Below are 19,618 nucleotides of genomic sequence, written 5' to 3'. Positions count from 1 at the left end.
GGGTGAAGTATGGTCGCAATTAGCGGCAATAGCCTTCGCCGGCGGCAACAATCAGGCAGTCTTTTTTATCTGCCAGCCATTTCAAACCAGTGGCTGCGCCATCCCCGGCGCGCAGCACCTGCGGGCCGTCCGGGCGGGTGAAGGCGATGCCGTCATCGGTGGCCTGGCCCTTGAACGTGCCCGAAGCGTCGGCATCAAGGCCGTACTGCATGGTAAGCAGGTAGTGGCCGCGGCCGACGCTGTCGTCCTTGGCGATGCTCATGTTCAGGCCTTCGACGCCAATCCACTTGCCTACCCAGTTATCGGTCGGCGGGGTTTGCGGTACCAGGGTCGCCTGCACGGACGCGGGGGCCGGCTTGGGCGTTTCTTTTGGGGTTTTATCGCAGGCCGCGAGCAGGGCAAGGGCAGACAGGGCAAACAGGATTTTTTTCATAGCGGCAGGGCCTTGATTAAAAAATGTGCAACGCCGGGGCGCGCGTGCAGCGTTGGACTCGAATCCGCTGATTTAGTGCGCTGTTCGCCCGGTGTTTGTTTATGCTCTTGGGGCAGACGCCTGCCCGGCTGCTAGATTACTTCGGTTAAGCGCACCGCGTTCAGCTCGCCACACAAGAGAATTCAATGACTGTCAGTACCCCGCTTTCCGGCGTCAACCATCCATTCAAAGGCATCCTGCTGATTGTGCTGGCGACGTTCCTGTTCTCCAGTCACGACGCGTTGTCCAAATACCTGGCCGGGTTCTACCCGATCGTGATGGTGGTGTGGGCGCGGTACATGGTGCACACCTTGCTGATGGCCGGGATCTTCCTGCCGCAATCGGGGCTGCGCGTGCTGCGCAGCAAGCGGCCGGGGATGCAGGTGGTGCGGGCGTTGTGCTTGCTGGGCACCAGCCTGTTCTTCACCACGGCGCTGCACTACATCCCGCTGGCGGAAGCCACGGCGGTGAACTTCCTGGCGCCGATCCTGGTGACGGCACTGTCGGTGCCCTTGCTCGGCGAACACGTCACACGAGGCCAATGGCTGGCGGTGATCTGCGGGTTTGTCGGCGTGGTGATCATCATCCATCCGGGCGGTGAGCTGTTCACGCCGGCGGTGCTGCTGCCGCTGTGTTCGGCGCTGTTCTTCTGCTTCTACCAACTGCTCACGCGCATCCTCAGCCAATACGACAGCCCCACCACCAGCAACTTCTTTGCCGGTCTGTGCAACACCCTGGTGATGAGTGCGATGGTGCCGTTCTTCTGGCAGGTGCCGACCTTGTGGCATGGCGTGATGATGCTGGCGCTGGGCACCTGCGGAATGACCGCGCACTTGATGCTCACCCAGGCGTTCCGCTTTGCGGCGCCGGCCTTGTTGGCGCCGTTTGGCTATTGCCAGATCGTGTTTGCGGGCTTGTTGGGTTGGCTGGTGTTCAGCCATACCCCCGATATGACCACGGTGGTCGGCATCGGGGTGATCTGCATGAGCGGGTTGGCCGCTGCCTGGCAGCAGCGGCGGCGTTGATTACGCGTCTACCGTAGGAATCTTGCGTGGCGCCATGAAGTACATCCACACCAGCGCGATGAAATACATCGCCGGAATCAGGGTGAACAACAGCGTGTAGTTGTTGTTGGTCACCGTCAGGATGTGGCCGACGATCTGGGTCATGAACATGCCGCCGATGGCCGCGCACATGCCGCCGAAACCGAACACCGTGCTCATCATGTGCTTGGGCGTGTAGTCCATGACCAGGCTCCAGATGTTGGCGGTCCAGGCCTGGTGCGCGCCGATGGCCAGGGAGATGGCAAACACCGCGACCCACAACTGGCTGGAACCGGCCGCCATGATCACGCCGACGATGCAGCAGGCAAACAACAGCATCGACAGCAGCCGCGCCTTGATCGAGTTCATCCCGCGTCCAATCAGGAATGAAGACAGAATGCCGCCGCCCACACTGCCGAAGTCGGCGGTGAGGTAGATGATGATCAGCGGAATGCCCATCTGCGTCACGTTGATGCCCAGGTTGTATTGCTGGTTCAGGAACGGCGGCAGCCAGTACAGGTAGAACCAGAACACCGGAGCGGTCAGCGAGTAGGCCAGCGCAAAGGCCCAGGTGCCGCGCATGCGCAGGATGCGGCTGAACGGCACGCGGGGCTGTTCCGGCTCGACTTCCCGCTGCACGTAGTCCAATTCGGATTGTTTAACGGTGGGGTGATCTTCCGGGTTGTAGTACTTCAAACCCCAGAACACCAGCCAGATAGCGCCGAGCGCCGACATGCACAGGAACGCTGCCTGCCAGCCCCACACGTGCAGGATCAACGGCAGCAGCATGGGCGTCATCATCGCGCCGACGTTGGTGCCGGCGTTGAAGATGCCCGTCGCCACGGCGCGCTCGCCGGCCGGGAACCACAGGCGCGTGGTCTTCACGCACGCCGGGTAGTTGGCGGCTTCGGTCAGCCCGAGGATAAACCGGCAAACCATGAAACCGACCGCCGAGGTGGCCAGGCCGTGGGCGCCGGTGGCCAGGCTCCACAGCAGCACTGCGCAGAAAAACACGCGCTTGACGCCTACTCGGTCGATCAGGCGGCCCTGCAGCACGAAGCCGATGGCGTAGCCGACCTGGAACCAGAAGTTGATGTTGGCGTAGTCCATCGCCGTCCAGCTCATTTCCTTGGCCAGAATCGGTTGCATCACGCCCAGGGCGGCGCGGTCGATGTAGTTGAGGGTGGTGGCGAAGAACACCAGGGCCAGCATGCCCCAGCGGGTTTTACCCACGGCCAGGGCGCCGCGGATCTTGTCGCCGATGCCGGCGTGCGGTGTGCCCGGGCGCGCGGCCAGGACGGAATTTTGCGAAGGCATGAGGTCGTACCCGTTTTTGAAATTTTTATGGTGTGTTCTGGGTCTTGGTGCAAGGTCGATGGTGCGCAGTGGTTAAAAAGTCGTCAATTCGCCAAAGGGGCATAGTGTTCGATAATCGCACCAAAAACTAACTGGTTCGTACATTTTAATTGCCGCGTGTAGGCTGGGGGCGAATAATTTGCCATAAACAACAATTGCCGGGAGTGACCCATGCAACGTTCCATCGCTACCGTGTCGTTGAGCGGCACCCTGCCGGAAAAGCTCGAAGCCATTGCCGCCGCCGGGTTTGATGGGGTTGAGATCTTTGAAAACGACCTGTTGTATTACGACGGCAGCCCGCGTGAAGTCCGGCAGATGTGCGCTGACCTGGGCATCGCCATCACCCTGTTCCAGCCGTTTCGAGACTTTGAAGGCTGCCGCCGTGACCGGCTGGCGCGCAACCTCGAGCGCGCCGAGCGCAAGTTCGACCTGATGCAGGAGCTGGGCACCGACCTGGTGCTGGTGTGCAGCAATGCCTCGGCTGATTGCGTGGGTGATGAGCGCATCCTGCTGGACGACCTCAGCCTGCTGGCCGAACACGCGGGCCGTCGTGGCTTGAGAATTGGCTATGAAGCGCTGGCCTGGGGCAAGCATGTGAACACCTGGCAGCAGGTGTGGAGCCTGGTGCGTCAGGTGGATCATCCAAACCTTGGGGTGCTGCTCGACAGTTTCCACACGTTGTCGCTCAAGGGCGACCCGAGCGGCATTGCCCAGATCCCCGGCGACAAGATCTTCTTTGTGCAAATGGCCGACGCGCCGATCCTGGCCATGGACGTGCTGGAGTGGAGCCGGCATTTCCGCTGCTTCCCAGGCCAAGGTGAGTTCGACCTGGCCGGGTTTCTCGCGCCGATCATCAAGAGTGGCTACACCGGGCCCCTGTCCCTGGAAATTTTCAACGACGGCTTTCGCGCCGCGCCGACGCGGGCCAATGCGGCCGATGGTTTGCGCTCGCTGCTGTACCTGGAAGAGAAAACCCGCCAGCGCCTGGCCGCGCAACAACCTGCCGCGCCCGTGGAGATCCTGTTCGAGACCCCGGCGGCCAGCGAATACGACGGCATTGAATTCCTCGAATTCGCGGTGGATGAAAGCCTCGGCGCCAAGCTGACCCATTGGCTGGAGCGCCTGGGTTTTGCCAAGGCCGGCCAGCATCGTTCCAAGAATGTGAGCCTGTTGCGCCAGGGCGATATCAACCTGATCCTCAATTGCGAACCCTATTCCTTCGCACACAACTTTTTCGAGGCCCATGGGCCGTCGTTGTGCGCCATGGCGATGCGGGTCAAGGACAGCACCAAGGCGCTGGAACGGGCGGTGGCCTACAAGGGCCAGCCCTATCGTGGCCTGGTCGGGCCCAACGAGCTGGAGTTGGCTGCAGTGCGTGCACCTGATGGCAGCCTGATTTACCTGGTGGACCCCAGCGAAGGCGGGCTCTACGACACCGATTTCAACCTGCAACCCGCGACCGCCGCCAGCGGCGGTTTGTTGCGCATTGACCACATGGCCATGGCCCTGCCGGCCGACAGCCTCGACAGCTGGGTGCTGTTCTACAAAAGCATCCTGGATTTCGAAGCCGATGACGAAGTGGTGCTGCCCGACCCTTACGGTTTGGTAAAAAGCCGCGCACTGCGCAGCCGCTGTAGCTCGATCCGTCTGCCGCTGAATATTTCCGAGAACCGCAACACGGCGATTTCCCACGCGCTTTCAAGCTATCGCGGCTCGGGCGTGCACCACATTGCCTTCGACTGCGCGGATATTTTCGCCGAGGTGCGCCGCGCCAAGGACGCCGGGGTGCCGCTGTTGGACATCCCGCTCAATTACTACGACGACCTGGCCGCGCGTTTTGATTTCGACGACGAATTCCTCAGCGAACTGGCGTACTACAACGTGCTGTACGACCGTGATGCCCAGGGCGGTGAGCTGTTTCATGTCTACACCGAAGCCTTCGAGGGAAGGTTTTTCTTCGAGATCATCCAGCGCAAGAACGGCTATGCCGGTTATGGCGCGGCCAACGTGGCAGTGCGTTTGGCGGCGATGGCCAAGTCGCGCAGCGGCGCAGTGCGTCAGGCACGTCTATGAATCCTTCCCACATTTGAGCGGCGAACACCGTCAAAAGTGTGGGAGGGGGCTTGCTCCCGATAGCCGTCTCCAAATCACCATCGAGGAGCGGGTAAAACGGCGGCCAGGTGCTTCCTTCGGGAAGCGCCTCGGCCCATAATCGGGCCTGCATAAAAACGCCGTGAGCGCACCATGACCCCGACCCCCGATCTCTCTGCCGTGTCAGACGCACCGCGCAAGAGTCGCAAGAACAATCCGGAAAAGACCCGCGAGAATATCCTCCAGGAAGCCATTGTCGAGTTTGTTCAGCAAGGCCTGTCCGGGGCCCGCGTGGACGCCATCGCCGAGCGCATCCACACCTCCAAGCGCATGATCTATTACTACTTCGGCAGCAAAGAGCAGCTCTACGTCGAGGTGCTGGAGAAGCTCTACGGCGACATTCGCAACACCGAAACCCGCATGAACCTCACGGCCCTGGAACCGCGCGAAGCGATCCGCCGGCTGGTGGAGTTCACCTTCGATCATCATGACCAGAATGTGGATTTCGTGCGCATTGTCAGCATCGAAAATATCCACAATGCCGAGTACGTCAAACGCACCAGCACGATCAAGGACATGAACAGCAAAATTCTCGAGGGGCTCGGTGAGACCTTGCGTCGCGGTGCCGAAATGGGGCTGTTTCGCGAAGGGTTGGAGCCACTGGATGTGCACCTGTTGATCAATTCGTTCAGTTTTTACCGTGTATCCAACCGGCATACCTTCAGCGAGATTTTTCAGATCGAATTGTCGGATGAGGCGATCAAGCAGCGGCACCGCGAGATGATTTGCGAGTCGGTGCTGCGTTACCTGCAAGCCTGAGAACCCAAAACCTCCAGGCTGGAAATGCAATCCCTGTGGGAGGGGGCTTGCCCCCTCCCACATTGGAACTGTGTTTCCAGTCAGGTCTCCATGCTCTTGAAGTGCGCCAACATCCTGCCGGCGTCTGCCGCTTCCCCACTGAACAACTCAAACGCCTTCACCGCCTGAAACACCGCCATATTGCCGCCATCCAAGGTACGGCAACCCAGGGCGCGGGCGTCGCGCAGCAGTTCGGTTTCCAGCGGGAAGTACACGATTTCCGCCACCCACAGCCCTGCATGTAATAGCGCGGCGGGCACCGGTGTGCCGGGTAGCTTGGCCATGCCCATCGGGGTGGTATTGACCAGGCCATCGGTCTCGGCCATGGCGTTGGCCAAGTCGCTGCCGACCTGGGCACGACCGGCACCAAAACGCTGGGCGAGGTTATCCACAAGCTCGCGGGCACGGTGGGTGTCCACATCGAAAATACTCAAGTGCTCCACACCTTCGGCCAGCAGCGCATGCGCCACCGCCGCGCCCGCACCGCCGGCCCCCATCTGCACCACACGCTGGCGCGGCACATCATTCAAGTTGCGCCGGAATCCTTCGGCAAACCCCAGGCAGTCGGTGTTATGGCCGATGCGCTTGCCGTCCTTGAACACCACGGTGTTGACCGCGCCAATGCCCTTCGCCTCGTCGGACAACTCATCCAGCAACGGCAGAATCGCCTGTTTACACGGGTAAGTGATGTTCAAGCCTGTGAAATGCATCTGTTCGGCGGCACGCAGCAGATCGGGCAGGGCGTGGCTGTCCAGGCGTAGCGCTTCCAGGTCGATCAGGCGATACAGATAACGCAGGCCTTGGGCGTCGCCTTCCTGCTCATGCAGCGCGGGCGTGCGGGAGGCCTGGATGCCGGCGCCGATGAGGCCGGCGAGAACGCGGGGTTTCATCAGGCGCACCCTTTCAACGAGTGGCTGAAGTGTTCCAGGGCCAAGTGATAGCCATGGCTGCCAAACCCGGCCAGCACCGCCTTGGCGATGGGCGAGACAAACGAGTGATGACGAAACGCCTCACGGGCATGCACGTTGGATAAATGCACCTCGATCACCGGCACTTCGCTTGCGACCAGCGCATCGCGAATCGCCACCGATGTGTGGGTCCAGGCCGCCGGGTTGATCACGATCCCGGCGCAACGACCACGGGCGGCGTGGATCCAGTCGAGCAGTTCGCCTTCATGGTTGGTTTGGCGAAATTCGATGGTCAGCCCGAATGTTTCCGCGCTGCGACCACACAGGGCCGCGATGTCGGCCAGGGTTTCATGGCCATAAGTGGCGGGCTCGCGGGTACCGAGCAGGTTGAGATTAGGGCCGTTGAGCACCAGCACGATGGGTGGCATCAGGTGTATCTCCACAGTTCTTATAGGTTGTGGAGATAAAATGTACTGAATGGTTAGTTTGGTCAAATGAAGTCGCTGAACCTGTTCGATTATCGAACCGTTAATCAGCAGGGCTGCTTCTGATGAACTGTTGCGTCGGATTGCAGTGTGAACACGATTTTCGGGCGCGGCCTGAGTTTACCTAGCCGTTGGCACGAGTGGTTACAACCCGGCGTTCGCCGGGTTGTTCGTCGTTACTAATCTTTGAAGCAGCTTCGTGAGCATGAAGCCGGTTGTCGGGTGGCACGGGGAAATTGTTACCTGGCGGAAAATAACCTAACGGATGGGTTACGATGAGAGTAGGTGCTTACAAGGGATATGTGATTTCGGTATTTCTCAGGGATGAGCATTGCCCGCCTCATGTGCATGTCAGAGGAAGGGCATGGGATGCGCGTTTTCGTTTCAGTTTTCTGGATGGGGACGTGGAACTGTGGGATGTAAACCCTGAACGCCGCCAGCCACCCAAAGCGGTCTTGGAGGAATTACGCAAGGCAATAATGCAGCGGCACTACCTGGCGCGGGCACGCAGGATCTGGTGGGAAAATCTGCAAACGGTTTGCCTGGAGAACCATTCCTGGGATTGGGAAACCAGTGAATTGTTGCCGGGGTTGATCATTCGGCGGGGTGTTTATGTGATCGCGCGAGCGCGGCACGACGTCGTGGGGCAAAAAACAATGTTGAGCCTGGTCAGGGCACCGGGGTCTGTGGAGATTGAATTATGAAGAAAATCGTAAAAGCCAACGTCAAACCCTACGTGCCTCTCAGCGATGCCGACGTCGACAAGGCAATCGCTCGTGGGCGCAAGCTCAAGCGTCTGTATGCCAACGCCAGCAACGTGCGCTATCAAGACGACTGCATCTCCATTGGCTTCAGCGATGGCAGCCGTGTCATGTTGCCGGTGGCCGGTTTGCCGGAGTTCAAGACGTTTTCCCAGCAGGACTTCCAGCAATTGGAGGTCGGTTTCGGCGGCAAGGCCCTTTGCTATGAGGCCCAGGACCTGGACGTTTCAATCACTGGCCTGATCGCCACAAGCCAGCCTCTGATGGACCTCGCTACAAGCCTGGTAGCCTCCCGAAACGGTCGCAAACGCAGCGCCGCCAAATCCGCAGCCGCCCGAGCCAATGGCAAGAAGGGCGGTCGGCCGCGCAAGGATGTTTTGGAACCCGGCGACTCGACGGACACATGAATTTCAGTGTGGGAGCTGATGATGCCTGGCAGATTTATCGGCGGGTCAGCAACACACCCGATTCCATATGGTGCGTCCACGGGAACTGGTCAAACATTGCGCACTGGGTAATGCGGTGCGTGTCGTGCAACTGCGCAATGTTGGCGGCCAGTGTTTCCGGGTTGCAGGAGATGTACAGGATGTTATCGAAACGCCGGGTGAGTTCGCAGGTGTCCGGGTCCATGCCGGCGCGGGGCGGGTCGACGAATACGCTGCCGAATTCGTAGCTTTTCAGGTCGATGCCCTGCAGGCGGCGGAATGGGCGCACTTCATTGAGCGCCTCGGTGAGTTCTTCGGCGGACAGGCGCACCAGGGTGACGTTATCCACGGCATTTTCATCGAGGTTGCTCAAGGCGGCATTCACCGACGTCTTGCTGATTTCAGTGGCCAGCACGTTACGTACGCGGGTCGCCAGCGGCAGGGTGAAGTTGCCGTTGCCGCAGTACAGCTCCAGCAGGTCATCCGGGCGATCACCCAGGGCGTCGTACGCCCAGTTGAGCATCTTCTGATTCACCGTGCCGTTGGGCTGGGTGAAGGCGCCTTCGGGTTGGCGGTAGCTGAAGGTGCGGCCACCCACGTCGAGTTTTTCCACCACGTAGTCGTGGCCGATCACATCGCGCTTGCCCTTGGAGCGGCCAATGATGCTCACGTTCAGATCGGCCGCCAGCTGGTTGGCGGCGGTGTGCCAGCACTCATCCAGCGGGCGGTGATAGCACAGGGTGATCATCGCATCGCCGGCCAGCGTGGTAAGGAACTCCACCTGGAACAGTTTGTGGCTCAGGGCGGCGCTGGCTTGCCAGGCGGCCTTGAGCTGGGGCATCAACTGGTTGATGCGCTGGCTGGCGATGGGGAACTCTTCGATCAGGATCGGCGTGCGCTTGTCGTCCTGGGCGAACATCGCGTAGTGGCGATCCCCGCCTTCGCGCCACAGGCGGAACTCGGCGCGCAGGCGGAAGTGCTGCAGCGGCGAGTCAAAGACCTGCGGCTCGGGCGCATCGAAGGGTGCCAGCAGGTCACGCAGGCGCGTGACCTTGTCTTGCAGTTGAGCGGTGTAGCGTGCGGCGTCGAAAGTCATGCGTTGAACCAGCCCAGCTTGATCACGAACAGAATCGACAGAATCACCAGTGCCGGGTTCAGCTCACGGTAGCGGCCCGAAAGCAGCTTGATGGCGGTCCAGGCGATGAAACCGAAGGCGATGCCGTTGGCGATGGAGTAAGTGAAGGGCATCGCCAGGGCGGTGATCACCACCGGCGCTGCCACAGTAATGTCGTCCCAGTCGATTTCAGCCAGGCCCGACGTCATCAGCACGGCCACGAACAACAATGCCGGCGCGGTGGCGAAGGCCGGTACGCTGGCCGCCAGTGGCGAGAAGAACAGCGCCAGCAGAAACAGGATCGCGACCACGATGGCGGTCAAGCCGGTACGGCCGCCGGCGCTCACGCCGGCTGCAGATTCGATGTAGCTGGTGGTGGTCGAGGTGCCCAGCAGGGAACCGGCCATGGCCGCGGTACTGTCGGCGATCAGCGCACGGCCCATTTTCGGCATGTGGCCGTCCTTGCCCATCAGCCCAGCGCGCTTGGCCACGCCGATGAGGGTGCCGGAGTTGTCGAACAGGTCGACGAACAGGAACGCGAAGATCACGCTGACCAGGCCGATGTCCAGCGCGCCCTTGATGTCCAGTTGCAGGAAGGTTGGGGCCAGGGACGGTGGCATCGAGGTCACGCCGCCGAACGGGGTGAAGCCCATGACGATGGACACAATGGTGACCGCCAGGATGCCGATCAGCACGGCGCCACGCACGGCCAGGGCTTCCAGCGCCACGATCAGCGCGAAACCGAGGGTGGCGAGGATCGGCGCGGGTTGCTTCAGGTCACCCAGGCCGACCATGGTGGCCGGGTTGCTCACCACGATACCGGCGTTGTGCAGGGCGATCAGTGCCAGGAACAGGCCGATACCGGCGGCAATCGCCGAACGCAGGGGCAGGGGAATGCTGTTGATGATCCACTCACGGATACGAAAGATCGACAGCAGGAAGAACAGCACTGCCGAAATGAACACCGCGCCCAAGGCAACCTGCCAGGTGTGGCCCATGTGCAGGACCACGGTGTAAGTGAAGAAGGCATTGAGGCCCATGCCCGGCGCCAGGGCGATCGGGTAGTTGGCGATCAGGCCCATCACGGTCGAACCGATGGCCGCCGCCAGGCAGGTCGCGACAAATACCGCGCCTTTGTCCATGCCGGTTTCGCCGAGGATGCTCGGGTTCACGAACAGGATGTAGGCCATGGCCAGGAACGTCGTGATACCCGCGAGAATCTCGGTGCGCACGTTGGTGTTGTGGGCTTTGAGTTGAAACAGCTTTTCCAGCATGCCGGCTCCCTGTGACGCTATCTTGCGTCGTGATTTGTTGACCTCTAAGTCAAAGCACAAACTGCGCCAAGCGCTTGTGGTTTCAGAGAGGATCGGAAAAAGCGGCGCATCATACCAGCAGCCGAGGCTGTGTGGCGCATGGCCTTGAGGCATACTGCGCCGACGTTTAACAGCAGGTCATCGACAGCATGAAAAAAGCCAATGCGTGGAGTCTAGCTCTGATCCCTTGCCTGAGCCTGAGCCTGAGCCTGTGGCTCGGCGCGGCACCGGCATGGGGCGCGGCTGCACCGGCCTTGAGCGAGGTGCGGGTGTTCAAGGTCGAATCGGCCAAGTGCAGCGAGGCCATCCCGGAACGGGTGCAAACCACCCAGATGTGCGAGCACCGTGGGCCCACCAAGGTCTCGGTGATGGAGGTCGGCCTGGGCAATAGCCCGATGGGCCGCTTCAATGGCGCCGAGTTGAACGGGCAACGCACGGCGGTGTGCCAGGTGGGAAACATCAGTGAGGCCTGCAACCGTGTGGGCAAGCTGATCGGCTACATCTATGTGTTTGACCTGAACGTGCAAGCCCAGGGCTGGTTCGAATTCACCAATACCTCGATCAACCCCCCGCAGAACACCTTGAAAGCCCAGCTCAATATCCGCTGATCAATTGGCTTGAACGCTCAAAACCCCGGGAAGTCGTACCCCTGAGACGGCGATTTTCCTGAACGCCGCGGATGTACACCAACCCGTGAGGTGTTTATGAGCGCGACCCCCAATGGCGCAGCGGCCCAGCCGTTCGTTGCCCACCCGATACGCTTGACCTTGAATGGCCAGGATCGCCAATTGAGTGTGTTGCCCTGGACCACCTTGCTCGACTTGCTGCGTGAACAGCTGGATCTGGTCGGCAGCAAAAAAGGCTGCGACCACGGCCAATGCGGCGCTTGCACCGTGTTGCGGGACGGCAAGCGCATAAACGCCTGCCTGACCCTGGCCGTGATGTGCGACGGCGCCGAGTTGACCACCATTGAAGGCCTGGCCGACGGCGACCAACTGCACCCCATGCAGCAAGCCTTTATCAAGCATGACGCCTTCCAGTGCGGCTACTGCACCCCCGGCCAGATCTGTTCGGCTGTCGGCCTGGCCAACGAAGGCCGCGCCCACGACAGCGCACACATCCAGGAATTGATGAGCGGCAACCTGTGCCGCTGTGGCGCTTACAGCAATATCCGCGCAGCCGTCGAAGAAGCACTTCCGGCCTGCAGCAATGTGGGAGGCAAGCCATGAACCCCTTCCATTACAGCAAACCGGCCGATGTGCACGAAGCCGTGCATTTGAGCAGCGCGGCATCGCGTTTCATTGCCGGGGGCACCAACCTGTTGGACCTGATGAAAGAGAACATCAGCCGCCCCGAACACCTGATCGATATCACCGGATTGCCGCTCAATGCCATCGAAGAAACCGCCGGGGGCGGCCTGCGCATCGGCGCGCTGGTGAGCAATGCCGACCTGGCGTGGCACCCGCTGATCGAGCAGCGCTACCCGTTGCTGTCCCAGGCCATTCTTGCCGGCGCCTCGCCGCAACTGCGCAACATGGCCAGTACCGGTGGCAACCTGCTGCAACGCACCCGTTGCTACTACTTTTATGACGCCACGGTGCCATGCAACAAGCGCGAACCCGGCAGCGGCTGCCCGGCGCGCAGCGGCTTGAACCGAATTCATGCGATCCTCGGCGCCAGCGAGCAGTGCGTCGCTACCCACCCCTCGGACATGTGCGTAGCCCTGGCGGCGCTGGAGGCGCGGGTGCATGTCGAGGGGCGCGGCGGGGCGCGGGTGATCGAGTTTGCCGACTTCCACCGCCTGCCCGGGGATGCGCCGCAACGCGACAATCAGTTGGCCGACGACGAGCTGATCACCGCCATTGAATTGCCAGCCGACAACCTGGCCCGCCACAGTCACTACCTGAAAATCCGCGACCGTGCTTCCTATGCCTTCGCGCTGGTGTCGGTTGCCGCTGCCCTCGAATTGGACGGCGACGAGATCATCGACGCCCGCCTGGCCCTCGGCGGTGTGGCCCACAAACCCTGGCGCGACCGCGCGGTGGAAGCTTCGCTGATAGGCCGCACGGTCAGCCGCGAAACCTTCAGTGACGCCGCCGAAGCCCTGCTGCAAGATGCCGAGCCGCTGCAACACAACGGCTTCAAGATCAAGCTGGCGCGCCGCGCAATCATTCGTGCACTGAGCGACGCTGCGGTCGCGGGAGAACAGCCATGAGCGCCATCGGCAAACCCCTGGACCGTGTCGACGGTCTGCTCAAGGTCACCGGCAAAGCGCGCTATGCCGGTGAATTTCCCGAGGACGGCCTGCTGCATGGCAGCGTCGTGTCGAGCACGATCGCCAAAGGCCGGGTCATTCGCATTGATACCTCCCGGGCCTTGGCCCTGCCGGGCGTGGTGGCGGTGATTGATCACCTCAACCGCCCGAAAATCGCCAGCTACGACGATGCCTTCGCCGATGCGGACGCCGCCGACGGCTCGCCGTTTCGTCCGCTGTACAACGACCGCGTGCTCTACAGCGGCCAGCCCCTGGCCCTGGTGCTCGCCGATAACCTGGAATTGGCGCGGCATGCGGGCTCGCTGGTCGACATCGAATACGCGGCCGAAGCCTTCGAAACGGACCTGATCACCCGGCAGGAACTGGCCCACCCTTCGCCCCAGACACCGCCCGGACCGCGTGGCAATTTCCAGGCCGAGTGGGCCGGTGCCGCCATCAGCCTCGACTTGCACTACAGCACGCCCATCGAACACCACAACCCGATGGAGCCTCACGCCAGTACCGTGCTGTACCAGCCCGACGGCACCCTGCATATCCACGATAAGACCCAGGGCCCGCAGAACTGTCAGTCCTATGTGCAAAAAGTGTTCGGCCTGGATAAAAGCCAGGTACGCGTCTTCGCCGCGTTCGTCGGTGGCGCCTTTGGTTCGGGCCTGCGCCCGCAGTACCAACTGCCGCTGGCGGTGATGGCCTCGCTGGCGCTTAAGCGCTCGGTGCGCGTGACCTTGACCCGCCAACAGATGTTCACCTTCGGTTATCGCCCGCGCACCTTGCAGCGCTTGCAAATGGGCGCCGCCGCCAATGGGCGCTTGCTGGCCCTGGGGCATACCGCGATTGGCCAGACTTCACGCTTCGAGGATTTCAGCGAACACGTGGTGGAATGGAGCGGCATGCTCTACCACTGCGATAACGTGCAGTTGACCTACAAGCTGGTGCCGCTGGACGTCTACACCCCGCTGGATATGCGCGCCCCCGGCGCCGCCTTGGGCGTGCTCGGCCTGGAATGCGCGATGGACGAACTGGCCTGCGCGCTGGCCATCGACCCGGTGCAACTGCGCCTGATCAACTATGCCGAGCGTAACCAGAACGAAGACAAACCCTGGTCAAGCAAAGCCCTGCGCGAGTGCTACAGCGAAGGCGCCGAGCGTTTTGGCTGGAGCCAGCGCAACCCCGAGCCGCGCAGCATGCGCGACGGCCGCCAGTTGATCGGCTGGGGCATGGCCGGTGGCGTGTGGGAAGCCATGCAGATGAAAGCCAGCGCCAAGGCGCGCATCGATGCACAGGGCAAACTCACCGTCAGCAGCGCCACCACTGATATCGGCACGGGCACTTACACCGTGATGACCCAGATCGCCGCTCAGGCCAGTGGCGTGGCGATGGCCGACGTCAGCTTTCTGCTGGGCGATTCGTCTTTGCCCACGGCGCCGCTGCAGGGCGGCTCATTTACCGTGTCGTCCGTCGGCACCGCCGTGCAACAGGCCTGTGAGGCACTCAATGCCAAGCTGCTGGCGACCGCTCGGCAGGTGTATCCGGTGTTCAAGGATGCTCAAACCGTTCGGTTCGAAGACGGCCAGTTGCGTACCGGCGACGTGAGTGTCTCGTTGGCCCAGTTGGTCAAGGACAGCGGTGAAGACGCGCTGGAGGTGCAGGTCGACAGCGAGCCCGACAAGAAGCGTGAAGGCTATGCCACCGCCACTCACTCGGCGGTATTCGTCGAAGTACGGGTGGATGAGGACCTCGGCACCATCAAGGTCAGCCGCGTGGTCAGTGCGATTGCGGCCGGGCGCGTGGTCAACCCGAAAATGGCGCGCAGCCAGATCCTCGGCGGGGTGGTGTGGGGCATTGGCATGGCGCTGCACGAAGAGACCCAGATTGACCATCAGCTGGGGCGCTATATGAACCACAGCCTGGCCGAGTACCACGTCCCGGTGAACGCCGATATTGGCGAGATTGACGTGGTGTTTGTCGAAGAGCACGACGAAGTGGTCAATGCGCTGGGGTCCAAGGGCGTCGGCGAGATCGGCATTGTCGGGGTTGCGGCGGCGGTGGCGAACGCGATTTATCACGCCACCGGCAAGCGGGTAAGGGAATTTCCGATCACCCTGGACAAGGTGCTCTAAAAAAACAGCGCGTAACCTATGTGGGAGGGGGCTTGCCCCCGATGACGGAGTGTCAGACGATCATGATGTGACTGATCTACCGCTATCGGGGGCAAGCCCCCTCCCACATTTGACCTTATTGTCAGGGCGGGTCAGGCGGTGGTTTTCAAGGCCGTTTCTTCCACCGGCACATGCATGCGGTCTCGATTGGCCAGGGTCGGGAACAGCTTGATCCATACCCCCGTCACCACCAGCGTACCAATCCCGCCCATGACCACGGCGGGTACGGTGCCGAACCAGTGGGCGGTAATTCCTGATTCGAACTCACCCAGTTGATTGGACGCCCCGATAAACAAGCCGTTGACCGCACTCACCCGGCCGCGCATCTCGTCCGGCGTTTCCAGCTGCACGAACGACGCACGGATCACCATGCTGATCATGTCCGCCGCGCCCAGCACCACCAGCACCGCCAGGGAGAACCAGAATGACGTCGACAGCCCGAACGCGATGGTCGCCACGCCGAACACACCGACTGCCGTGAACATCACGCGGCCGACTTTGCGGTCCACCGCATAGCGCGCCAGCCACAGTGACATCAGCAGTGCCCCCACCGCCGGTGCCGAGCGCAACAGGCCCAGGCCCCAGGCGCCGGTCAACAGGATGTCCTTGGCGAACACCGGCAATAACGCAGTGGCGCCGCCCAGCAGCACGGCGAACAAGTCCAGGGAAATTGCGCCGAGGATGTCTGGTCGGCTGCGGATAAAGCGAATCCCGGCCAGCAGCGAGTCCAGGGTGGCCTTGCCTTTGTTCAGCGGCGTCTGGCGGGCCGGCAGGTTCAAGGTCAGCACGCAGGCGATCAGGTACAGCACCACGGTGGGGCCGTATACCCAGACGCTGCCGAACGCATAGAGCAAGCCGCCGAGGGCCGGGGCGACGATGGTCGCCAATTGCTGCGCCGATTGTGATGAGGCCACGGCTCGTGGGAACAGCGCGCTGGGCACGATGCTCGGCAGCAGGGCCTGGGTGGTGGGCATTTCGAATGAGCGCGCGGCGCCCAGCAGGAAGGCGAGGATGAAGATCATCTCGCGGGTCACGTTGCCGGTCAGGCCGCCGATGGCCAAAGACAGGGCAATCAGCGCCTGTACGGTCTGGCAGATGGCGGCGACTTTACGCCGCTCATAGCGATCGGCCACATGCCCGGTGTGCAGCATGAACAGCACGCGCGGCACGAACTCCACCAGGCCGACCAACCCCAGGTCCAGCACATTGCCGGTCAGTTGATAGAGGTTCCAGCCGATGGCCACGGTCAGCATCTGGAAGCCGCTGGCGGTAAAGATCCGCGCGAGCCAGAACGCGATGAAAGGGCGGTGGTGACGTAACAGCAACGCGGGTTCGCTAGGCATTGGGAGTACAGGTCGGGGCCGAAAGGAACGGCGAGATTAGCATTGTGTTGTAACAAAGAGTTGCAATAACCGAGGTGAGGCAGGCTGTCACGCGGCAAAAGACCACATAACCGGACATCGGAAATGGGACTACTCTTTCAACGATGCTTGATCCAGATCAACGCCTGTATCGGGATTGCTCTGGCGGCCGAAAGGCCTGATTCCCTGCGTGACGGGTAAAAAAAGAAACGAATTGAAATTCGCCACACTCCATATCCCGTGGGGGCAGTGGGTGCAGGCTCCCAGCCCGCAGCCGGTATTACCTGACAGAGGAAGACTTATGTTCGGTTTGGAGGCGCTAGATCTCGCCCGAATTCAATTTGCGTTCACCATCTCGTTTCACATCCTGTTCCCGGCGATCACCATCGGCCTGGCCAGTTACCTTGCGGTGCTGGAGGGCTTGTGGCTCAAGACCCGCAACGACACCTACCGTGACCTCTACCATTTCTGGTCGAAGATCTTTGCCGTCAACTTCGGCATGGGCGTGGTCTCCGGACTGGTCATGGCCTATCAGTTCGGCACCAACTGGAGCCGTTTCTCGGACTTCGCCGGCGCCGTCACCGGGCCGTTGCTGACGTACGAAGTGCTCACGGCGTTCTTCCTCGAGGCAGGCTTCCTCGGCGTGATGCTGTTCGGCTGGAACAAGGTGGGGCGCAACCTGCACTTCTTCTCCACCGTGATGGTGGCCATCGGTACGCTGATCTCGACCTTCTGGATTCTCTCGTCCAATAGCTGGATGCAGACGCCCCAAGGCTTTGAAATTGTCGATGGCCGAGTGATCCCCACCGATTGGTTCGCCGTGGTCTTCAACCCATCGTTCCCCTACCGTCTGGCGCACATGGCCACTGCGGCGTTCGTCGCCACGGCGTTCTTTGTCGGCTCATCGGCGGCCTGGCACCTGCTGCGTGGCAAGGACAACCCGGCGATACGCAAAATGCTCTCGATGGCAATGTGGATGGCGTTGATCGTTGCGCCTATCCAGGCGGTGATCGGCGACTTCCACGGGCTCAACACCCTGAAGCATCAACCGGCAAAAATCGCCGCGATTGAAGGCCACTGGGAAAACATCGGCAACGAGCCCACGCCGCTGATCCTGTTCGGCTGGCCGGACATGAAAGCCGAAAAGACCAAGTACGCGGTGGAAATTCCCTATTTGGGCAGCTTGATCCTGACCCACTCGCTGGATAAACAGGTGCCGGCGCTCAAGGAGTTCCCGCCTGAAGACCGGCCTAACTCGACCGTGGTGTTCTGGTCGTTCCGGGTCATGGTCGGCCTGGGCTTTCTGATGATCTTCACCGGCTTGTTCAGCCTGTGGCTGCGCCGGGGCGACAAGATGTACACGTCCAGGCCGTTCCTGTACCTGGCGCTGTGGATGGGGCCGTCGGGTCTGATCGCGATCCTCGCCGGCTGGTTCACCACCGAAATCGGGCGCCAGCCGTGGGTGGTCTACGGGCTGATGCGCACGGCGGATGCGTCCTCCGGGCATAGCCTGGCGCAGATGACCATCACCTTGGTGTTGTTCGTGGTGGTGTACTTCGCGCTGTTTGGCGCGGGCCTTGGCTACATGATGCGTCTGGTGCGCAAAGGGCCTGTGATTCACATGGCCACTGAACCGGCCCATGGTGGCCCGGGGCAGAAACGCACACCGGCCCGTCCGCTCTCCGCTGCCGATGATGGCACCGGCAACGAGCACGACGACATCCAGCAAAAGGGGAATTGAGATGGGCATTGATCTTCCGCTGATCTGGGCTGTGATCATCATTTTCGGGATCATGATGTACGTGGTCATGGACGGCTTCGACCTGGGCATCGGCATCCTGTTTCCGTTCGTGCAGGGCAAGACCGACCGCGACGTGATGATGGACACCGTGGCACCGGTGTGGGACGGTAACGAAACCTGGCTGGTATTGGGCGGTGCCGGATTGTTCGGCGCGTTCCCGCTGGCCTATTCGGTGGTGCTGTCGGCGTTGTACCTGCCGCTGATCCTGATGTTGATCGGGCTGATCTTTCGCGGCGTGGCCTTCGAGTTCCGCTTCAAGGCCAAGGACCACAAGCGTCACCTGTGGGACAAGGCGTTTATCGGCGGTTCACTGACAGCCACGTTCTTCCAGGGCGTGGCGTTGGGGGCGTTTATCGACGGGATACCGGTGGTGAACCGCCAATTTGCCGGAGGTTCACTGGACTGGCTCACACCGTTCACGATGTTCTGCGGCGTGGCTTTGATCGTGGCGTATGCCTTGCTCGGCTGCACCTGGCTGATCATGAAGACCGAAGGCAAGTTGCAGGAGCAGATGCATAACATCGCGCGACCGCTGGCCTTCGTGGTGCTGGCCGTGATCGGTATCGTCAGTATCTGGACACCGCTGACCCACCCGGAAATCGCCTCGCGCTGGTTCACCCTGCCAAACCTGCTGTGGTTCCTGCCAGTGCCGGTGCTGGTGCTGGTGACCATGTACGGGCTGATCCGCGCCGTGGCACGCAATGCGCACTACACGCCGTTCCTGCTGACGCTGGTATTGATCTTCCTGGGTTACAGCGGCCTGGGGATCAGCCTGTGGCCGAACATCATCCCACCGTCGGTATCGATCTGGGACGCCGCCGCACCGCCGCAAAGCCAGGGCTTTATGCTGGTGGGCACCTTGTTCATCATCCCGTTGATCCTGGTGTACACCTTCTGGAGCTACTACGTGTTCCGCGGCAAGGTCACCCATGAAGACGGTTACCACTAGGAGGGTCGCAACATGCCGGGCAAACCTTCGTTGCACGACATCGAACAGGCCGAGAAGCAGCCACTGTGGCGACGCCTTGGGTGGTTGGCGATGATCTGGACCGGCAGCGTGCTGGCCCTGTTCATCGTCGCCAGCCTGATGCGCATGTTCATGAATGCGGCAGGCCTGACCACCCATTGATATCCCGAGCTGGGCTTTTGTAGGAGCGAGCTTGCTCGCGAAGAACTCACGGGCACCGCGCTCATCC

19 protein-coding genes are annotated in these 19,618 nt (G+C 61.5%); 12 read left to right on the top strand and 7 right to left on the bottom strand.

Annotation, left to right across the window (positions count from 1 at the left end):
* Window positions 1-19: 19 nt before the first annotated feature.
* Complete coding sequence (locus QF045_RS26725) at window positions 20-433, bottom strand: lipoprotein (protein WP_306494720.1); 414 nt, start codon at window positions 431-433, stop codon at window positions 20-22.
* 185 nt (window positions 434-618) lie between these two features.
* On the opposite strand from QF045_RS26725, the gene QF045_RS26720 reads away from it, so the two are divergent.
* A complete protein-coding gene (locus QF045_RS26720; RefSeq protein WP_065935812.1) occupies window positions 619-1,497 on the top strand; it encodes a DMT family transporter in 879 nt (292 codons plus the stop codon).
* On the opposite strand, the gene QF045_RS26715 is transcribed toward QF045_RS26720, so the two are convergent.
* Window positions 1,498-2,832, bottom strand: coding sequence for an MFS transporter (locus tag QF045_RS26715; RefSeq protein WP_306494719.1), 1,335 nt, complete (start codon window positions 2,830-2,832; stop codon window positions 1,498-1,500). It lies immediately after the preceding gene.
* Window positions 2,833-3,042: 210 nt separating this feature from the next.
* Here QF045_RS26715 and quiC point away from each other — a divergent pair, with 210 nt between their 5' ends.
* Entirely contained in the window at window positions 3,043-4,944 is a 1,902-nt protein-coding gene (quiC, locus tag QF045_RS26710) for a 3-dehydroshikimate dehydratase QuiC (protein WP_306494718.1), read from the top strand.
* A 171-nt stretch (window positions 4,945-5,115) separates the two neighbouring features.
* Complete coding sequence (locus tag QF045_RS26705) at window positions 5,116-5,781, top strand: TetR/AcrR family transcriptional regulator (protein ID WP_306494717.1); 666 nt, start codon at window positions 5,116-5,118, stop codon at window positions 5,779-5,781.
* 80 nt (window positions 5,782-5,861) lie between these two features.
* Here the strand turns inward: QF045_RS26705 and QF045_RS26700 are convergent, their stop codons facing one another.
* Both QF045_RS26700 and aroQ read right to left on the bottom strand, forming a co-directional pair.
* The gene (locus QF045_RS26700; protein WP_306494962.1) at window positions 5,862-6,713 is read right to left on the bottom strand and encodes a shikimate dehydrogenase; all 852 of its coding nucleotides are present in this window, start codon (window positions 6,711-6,713) and stop codon (window positions 5,862-5,864) included.
* Entirely contained in the window at window positions 6,710-7,156 is a 447-nt protein-coding gene (aroQ, locus tag QF045_RS26695; RefSeq protein WP_306494716.1) for a type II 3-dehydroquinate dehydratase, read from the bottom strand. The genes QF045_RS26700 and aroQ overlap by 4 nt, the downstream gene beginning before the upstream one ends.
* A 332-nt stretch (window positions 7,157-7,488) precedes the next feature.
* Between aroQ and QF045_RS26690 the strand changes: the two genes are divergently transcribed.
* Together QF045_RS26690 and QF045_RS26685 are read left to right on the top strand one after the other, a co-directional pair.
* Window positions 7,489-7,917, top strand: a complete 429-nt coding sequence (locus tag QF045_RS26690; protein WP_306494715.1) for a DUF4160 domain-containing protein — start codon at window positions 7,489-7,491, stop codon at window positions 7,915-7,917.
* A complete protein-coding gene (locus tag QF045_RS26685) occupies window positions 7,914-8,381 on the top strand; it encodes a DUF2442 domain-containing protein (protein WP_306494714.1) in 468 nt (155 codons plus the stop codon). The genes QF045_RS26690 and QF045_RS26685 overlap by 4 nt, the downstream gene beginning before the upstream one ends.
* Before the next feature lie 34 nt (window positions 8,382-8,415).
* Here QF045_RS26685 and trmA read toward each other — a convergent pair whose 3' ends face one another.
* A complete protein-coding gene (gene trmA / locus QF045_RS26680) occupies window positions 8,416-9,495 on the bottom strand; it encodes a tRNA (uridine(54)-C5)-methyltransferase TrmA (RefSeq protein ID WP_306494713.1) in 1,080 nt (359 codons plus the stop codon).
* Complete coding sequence (locus QF045_RS26675) at window positions 9,492-10,787, bottom strand: NCS2 family permease (protein ID WP_034100857.1); 1,296 nt, start codon at window positions 10,785-10,787, stop codon at window positions 9,492-9,494. Before QF045_RS26675 ends, trmA begins: the two co-directional genes overlap by 4 nt.
* 188 nt (window positions 10,788-10,975) lie before the next feature.
* Here QF045_RS26675 and QF045_RS26670 point away from each other — a divergent pair, with 188 nt between their 5' ends.
* From QF045_RS26670 to QF045_RS26655, 4 genes are all read left to right on the top strand, one after another.
* Window positions 10,976-11,434, top strand: coding sequence for a DUF4879 domain-containing protein (locus QF045_RS26670; RefSeq protein ID WP_306494712.1), 459 nt, complete (start codon window positions 10,976-10,978; stop codon window positions 11,432-11,434).
* Window positions 11,435-11,530: 96 nt separating this feature from the next.
* Window positions 11,531-12,055, top strand: coding sequence for a (2Fe-2S)-binding protein (locus QF045_RS26665; protein ID WP_306494711.1), 525 nt, complete (start codon window positions 11,531-11,533; stop codon window positions 12,053-12,055).
* Window positions 12,052-13,041, top strand: a complete 990-nt coding sequence (locus tag QF045_RS26660; protein ID WP_306494710.1) for a xanthine dehydrogenase family protein subunit M — start codon at window positions 12,052-12,054, stop codon at window positions 13,039-13,041. The genes QF045_RS26665 and QF045_RS26660 overlap by 4 nt, the downstream gene beginning before the upstream one ends.
* Window positions 13,038-15,221: a xanthine dehydrogenase family protein molybdopterin-binding subunit gene (locus QF045_RS26655; RefSeq protein ID WP_306494709.1), complete on the top strand. Its 2,184-nt coding sequence runs from the start codon at window positions 13,038-13,040 to the stop codon at window positions 15,219-15,221. The genes QF045_RS26660 and QF045_RS26655 overlap by 4 nt, the downstream gene beginning before the upstream one ends.
* Before the next feature lie 131 nt (window positions 15,222-15,352).
* Here QF045_RS26655 and QF045_RS26650 read toward each other — a convergent pair whose 3' ends face one another.
* Window positions 15,353-16,603, bottom strand: coding sequence for an MFS transporter (locus QF045_RS26650; RefSeq protein WP_306494708.1), 1,251 nt, complete (start codon window positions 16,601-16,603; stop codon window positions 15,353-15,355).
* 319 nt (window positions 16,604-16,922) lie between these two features.
* Here QF045_RS26650 and QF045_RS26645 point away from each other — a divergent pair, with 319 nt between their 5' ends.
* The 3 genes from QF045_RS26645 to QF045_RS26635 are packed head-to-tail and all read left to right on the top strand — an operon-like array spanning window position 16,923 to window position 19,551.
* Entirely contained in the window at window positions 16,923-18,362 is a 1,440-nt protein-coding gene (locus QF045_RS26645; RefSeq protein ID WP_306494707.1) for a cytochrome ubiquinol oxidase subunit I, read from the top strand.
* Window position 18,363: 1 nt separating this feature from the next.
* Window positions 18,364-19,371, top strand: coding sequence for a cytochrome d ubiquinol oxidase subunit II (gene cydB / locus QF045_RS26640; protein WP_306494706.1), 1,008 nt, complete (start codon window positions 18,364-18,366; stop codon window positions 19,369-19,371).
* Window positions 19,372-19,383: 12 nt separating this feature from the next.
* Complete coding sequence (locus tag QF045_RS26635; RefSeq protein ID WP_124388291.1) at window positions 19,384-19,551, top strand: DUF2474 domain-containing protein; 168 nt, start codon at window positions 19,384-19,386, stop codon at window positions 19,549-19,551.
* Window positions 19,552-19,618 lie beyond the last annotated feature (67 nt).

The sequence above is a fragment of the Pseudomonas sp. W4I3 genome, from assembly GCF_030816195.1.
Lineage (GTDB): Bacteria > Pseudomonadota > Gammaproteobacteria > Pseudomonadales > Pseudomonadaceae > Aquipseudomonas.
This window is presented reverse-complemented; position numbering and strand designations above follow the sequence as displayed.

Excerpts from the sequence above, each read along its gene's own strand:
- QF045_RS26725 (WP_306494720.1), bottom strand. The coding sequence starts at position 433 with ATGAAAAAAATCCTGTTTGCCCTGTCTGCCCTTGCCCTGCTCGCGGCC.
- QF045_RS26720 (WP_065935812.1), top strand. The coding sequence starts at position 619 with ATGACTGTCAGTACCCCGCTTTCCGGCGTCAACCATCCATTCAAAGGC.
- QF045_RS26715 (WP_306494719.1), bottom strand. The coding sequence starts at position 2,832 with ATGCCTTCGCAAAATTCCGTCCTGGCCGCGCGCCCGGGCACACCGCAC.
- quiC (WP_306494718.1), top strand. The coding sequence starts at position 3,043 with ATGCAACGTTCCATCGCTACCGTGTCGTTGAGCGGCACCCTGCCGGAA.
- QF045_RS26705 (WP_306494717.1), top strand. The coding sequence starts at position 5,116 with ATGACCCCGACCCCCGATCTCTCTGCCGTGTCAGACGCACCGCGCAAG.
- aroQ (WP_306494716.1), bottom strand. The coding sequence starts at position 7,156 with ATGCCACCCATCGTGCTGGTGCTCAACGGCCCTAATCTCAACCTGCTC.
- QF045_RS26690 (WP_306494715.1), top strand. The coding sequence starts at position 7,489 with ATGAGAGTAGGTGCTTACAAGGGATATGTGATTTCGGTATTTCTCAGG.
- QF045_RS26685 (WP_306494714.1), top strand. The coding sequence starts at position 7,914 with ATGAAGAAAATCGTAAAAGCCAACGTCAAACCCTACGTGCCTCTCAGC.
- trmA (WP_306494713.1), bottom strand. The coding sequence starts at position 9,495 with ATGACTTTCGACGCCGCACGCTACACCGCTCAACTGCAAGACAAGGTC.
- QF045_RS26675 (WP_034100857.1), bottom strand. The coding sequence starts at position 10,787 with ATGCTGGAAAAGCTGTTTCAACTCAAAGCCCACAACACCAACGTGCGC.
- QF045_RS26670 (WP_306494712.1), top strand. The coding sequence starts at position 10,976 with ATGAAAAAAGCCAATGCGTGGAGTCTAGCTCTGATCCCTTGCCTGAGC.
- QF045_RS26665 (WP_306494711.1), top strand. The coding sequence starts at position 11,531 with ATGAGCGCGACCCCCAATGGCGCAGCGGCCCAGCCGTTCGTTGCCCAC.
- QF045_RS26660 (WP_306494710.1), top strand. The coding sequence starts at position 12,052 with ATGAACCCCTTCCATTACAGCAAACCGGCCGATGTGCACGAAGCCGTG.
- QF045_RS26655 (WP_306494709.1), top strand. The coding sequence starts at position 13,038 with ATGAGCGCCATCGGCAAACCCCTGGACCGTGTCGACGGTCTGCTCAAG.
- QF045_RS26650 (WP_306494708.1), bottom strand. The coding sequence starts at position 16,603 with ATGCCTAGCGAACCCGCGTTGCTGTTACGTCACCACCGCCCTTTCATC.
- QF045_RS26645 (WP_306494707.1), top strand. The coding sequence starts at position 16,923 with ATGTTCGGTTTGGAGGCGCTAGATCTCGCCCGAATTCAATTTGCGTTC.
- cydB (WP_306494706.1), top strand. The coding sequence starts at position 18,364 with ATGGGCATTGATCTTCCGCTGATCTGGGCTGTGATCATCATTTTCGGG.
- QF045_RS26635 (WP_124388291.1), top strand. The coding sequence starts at position 19,384 with ATGCCGGGCAAACCTTCGTTGCACGACATCGAACAGGCCGAGAAGCAG.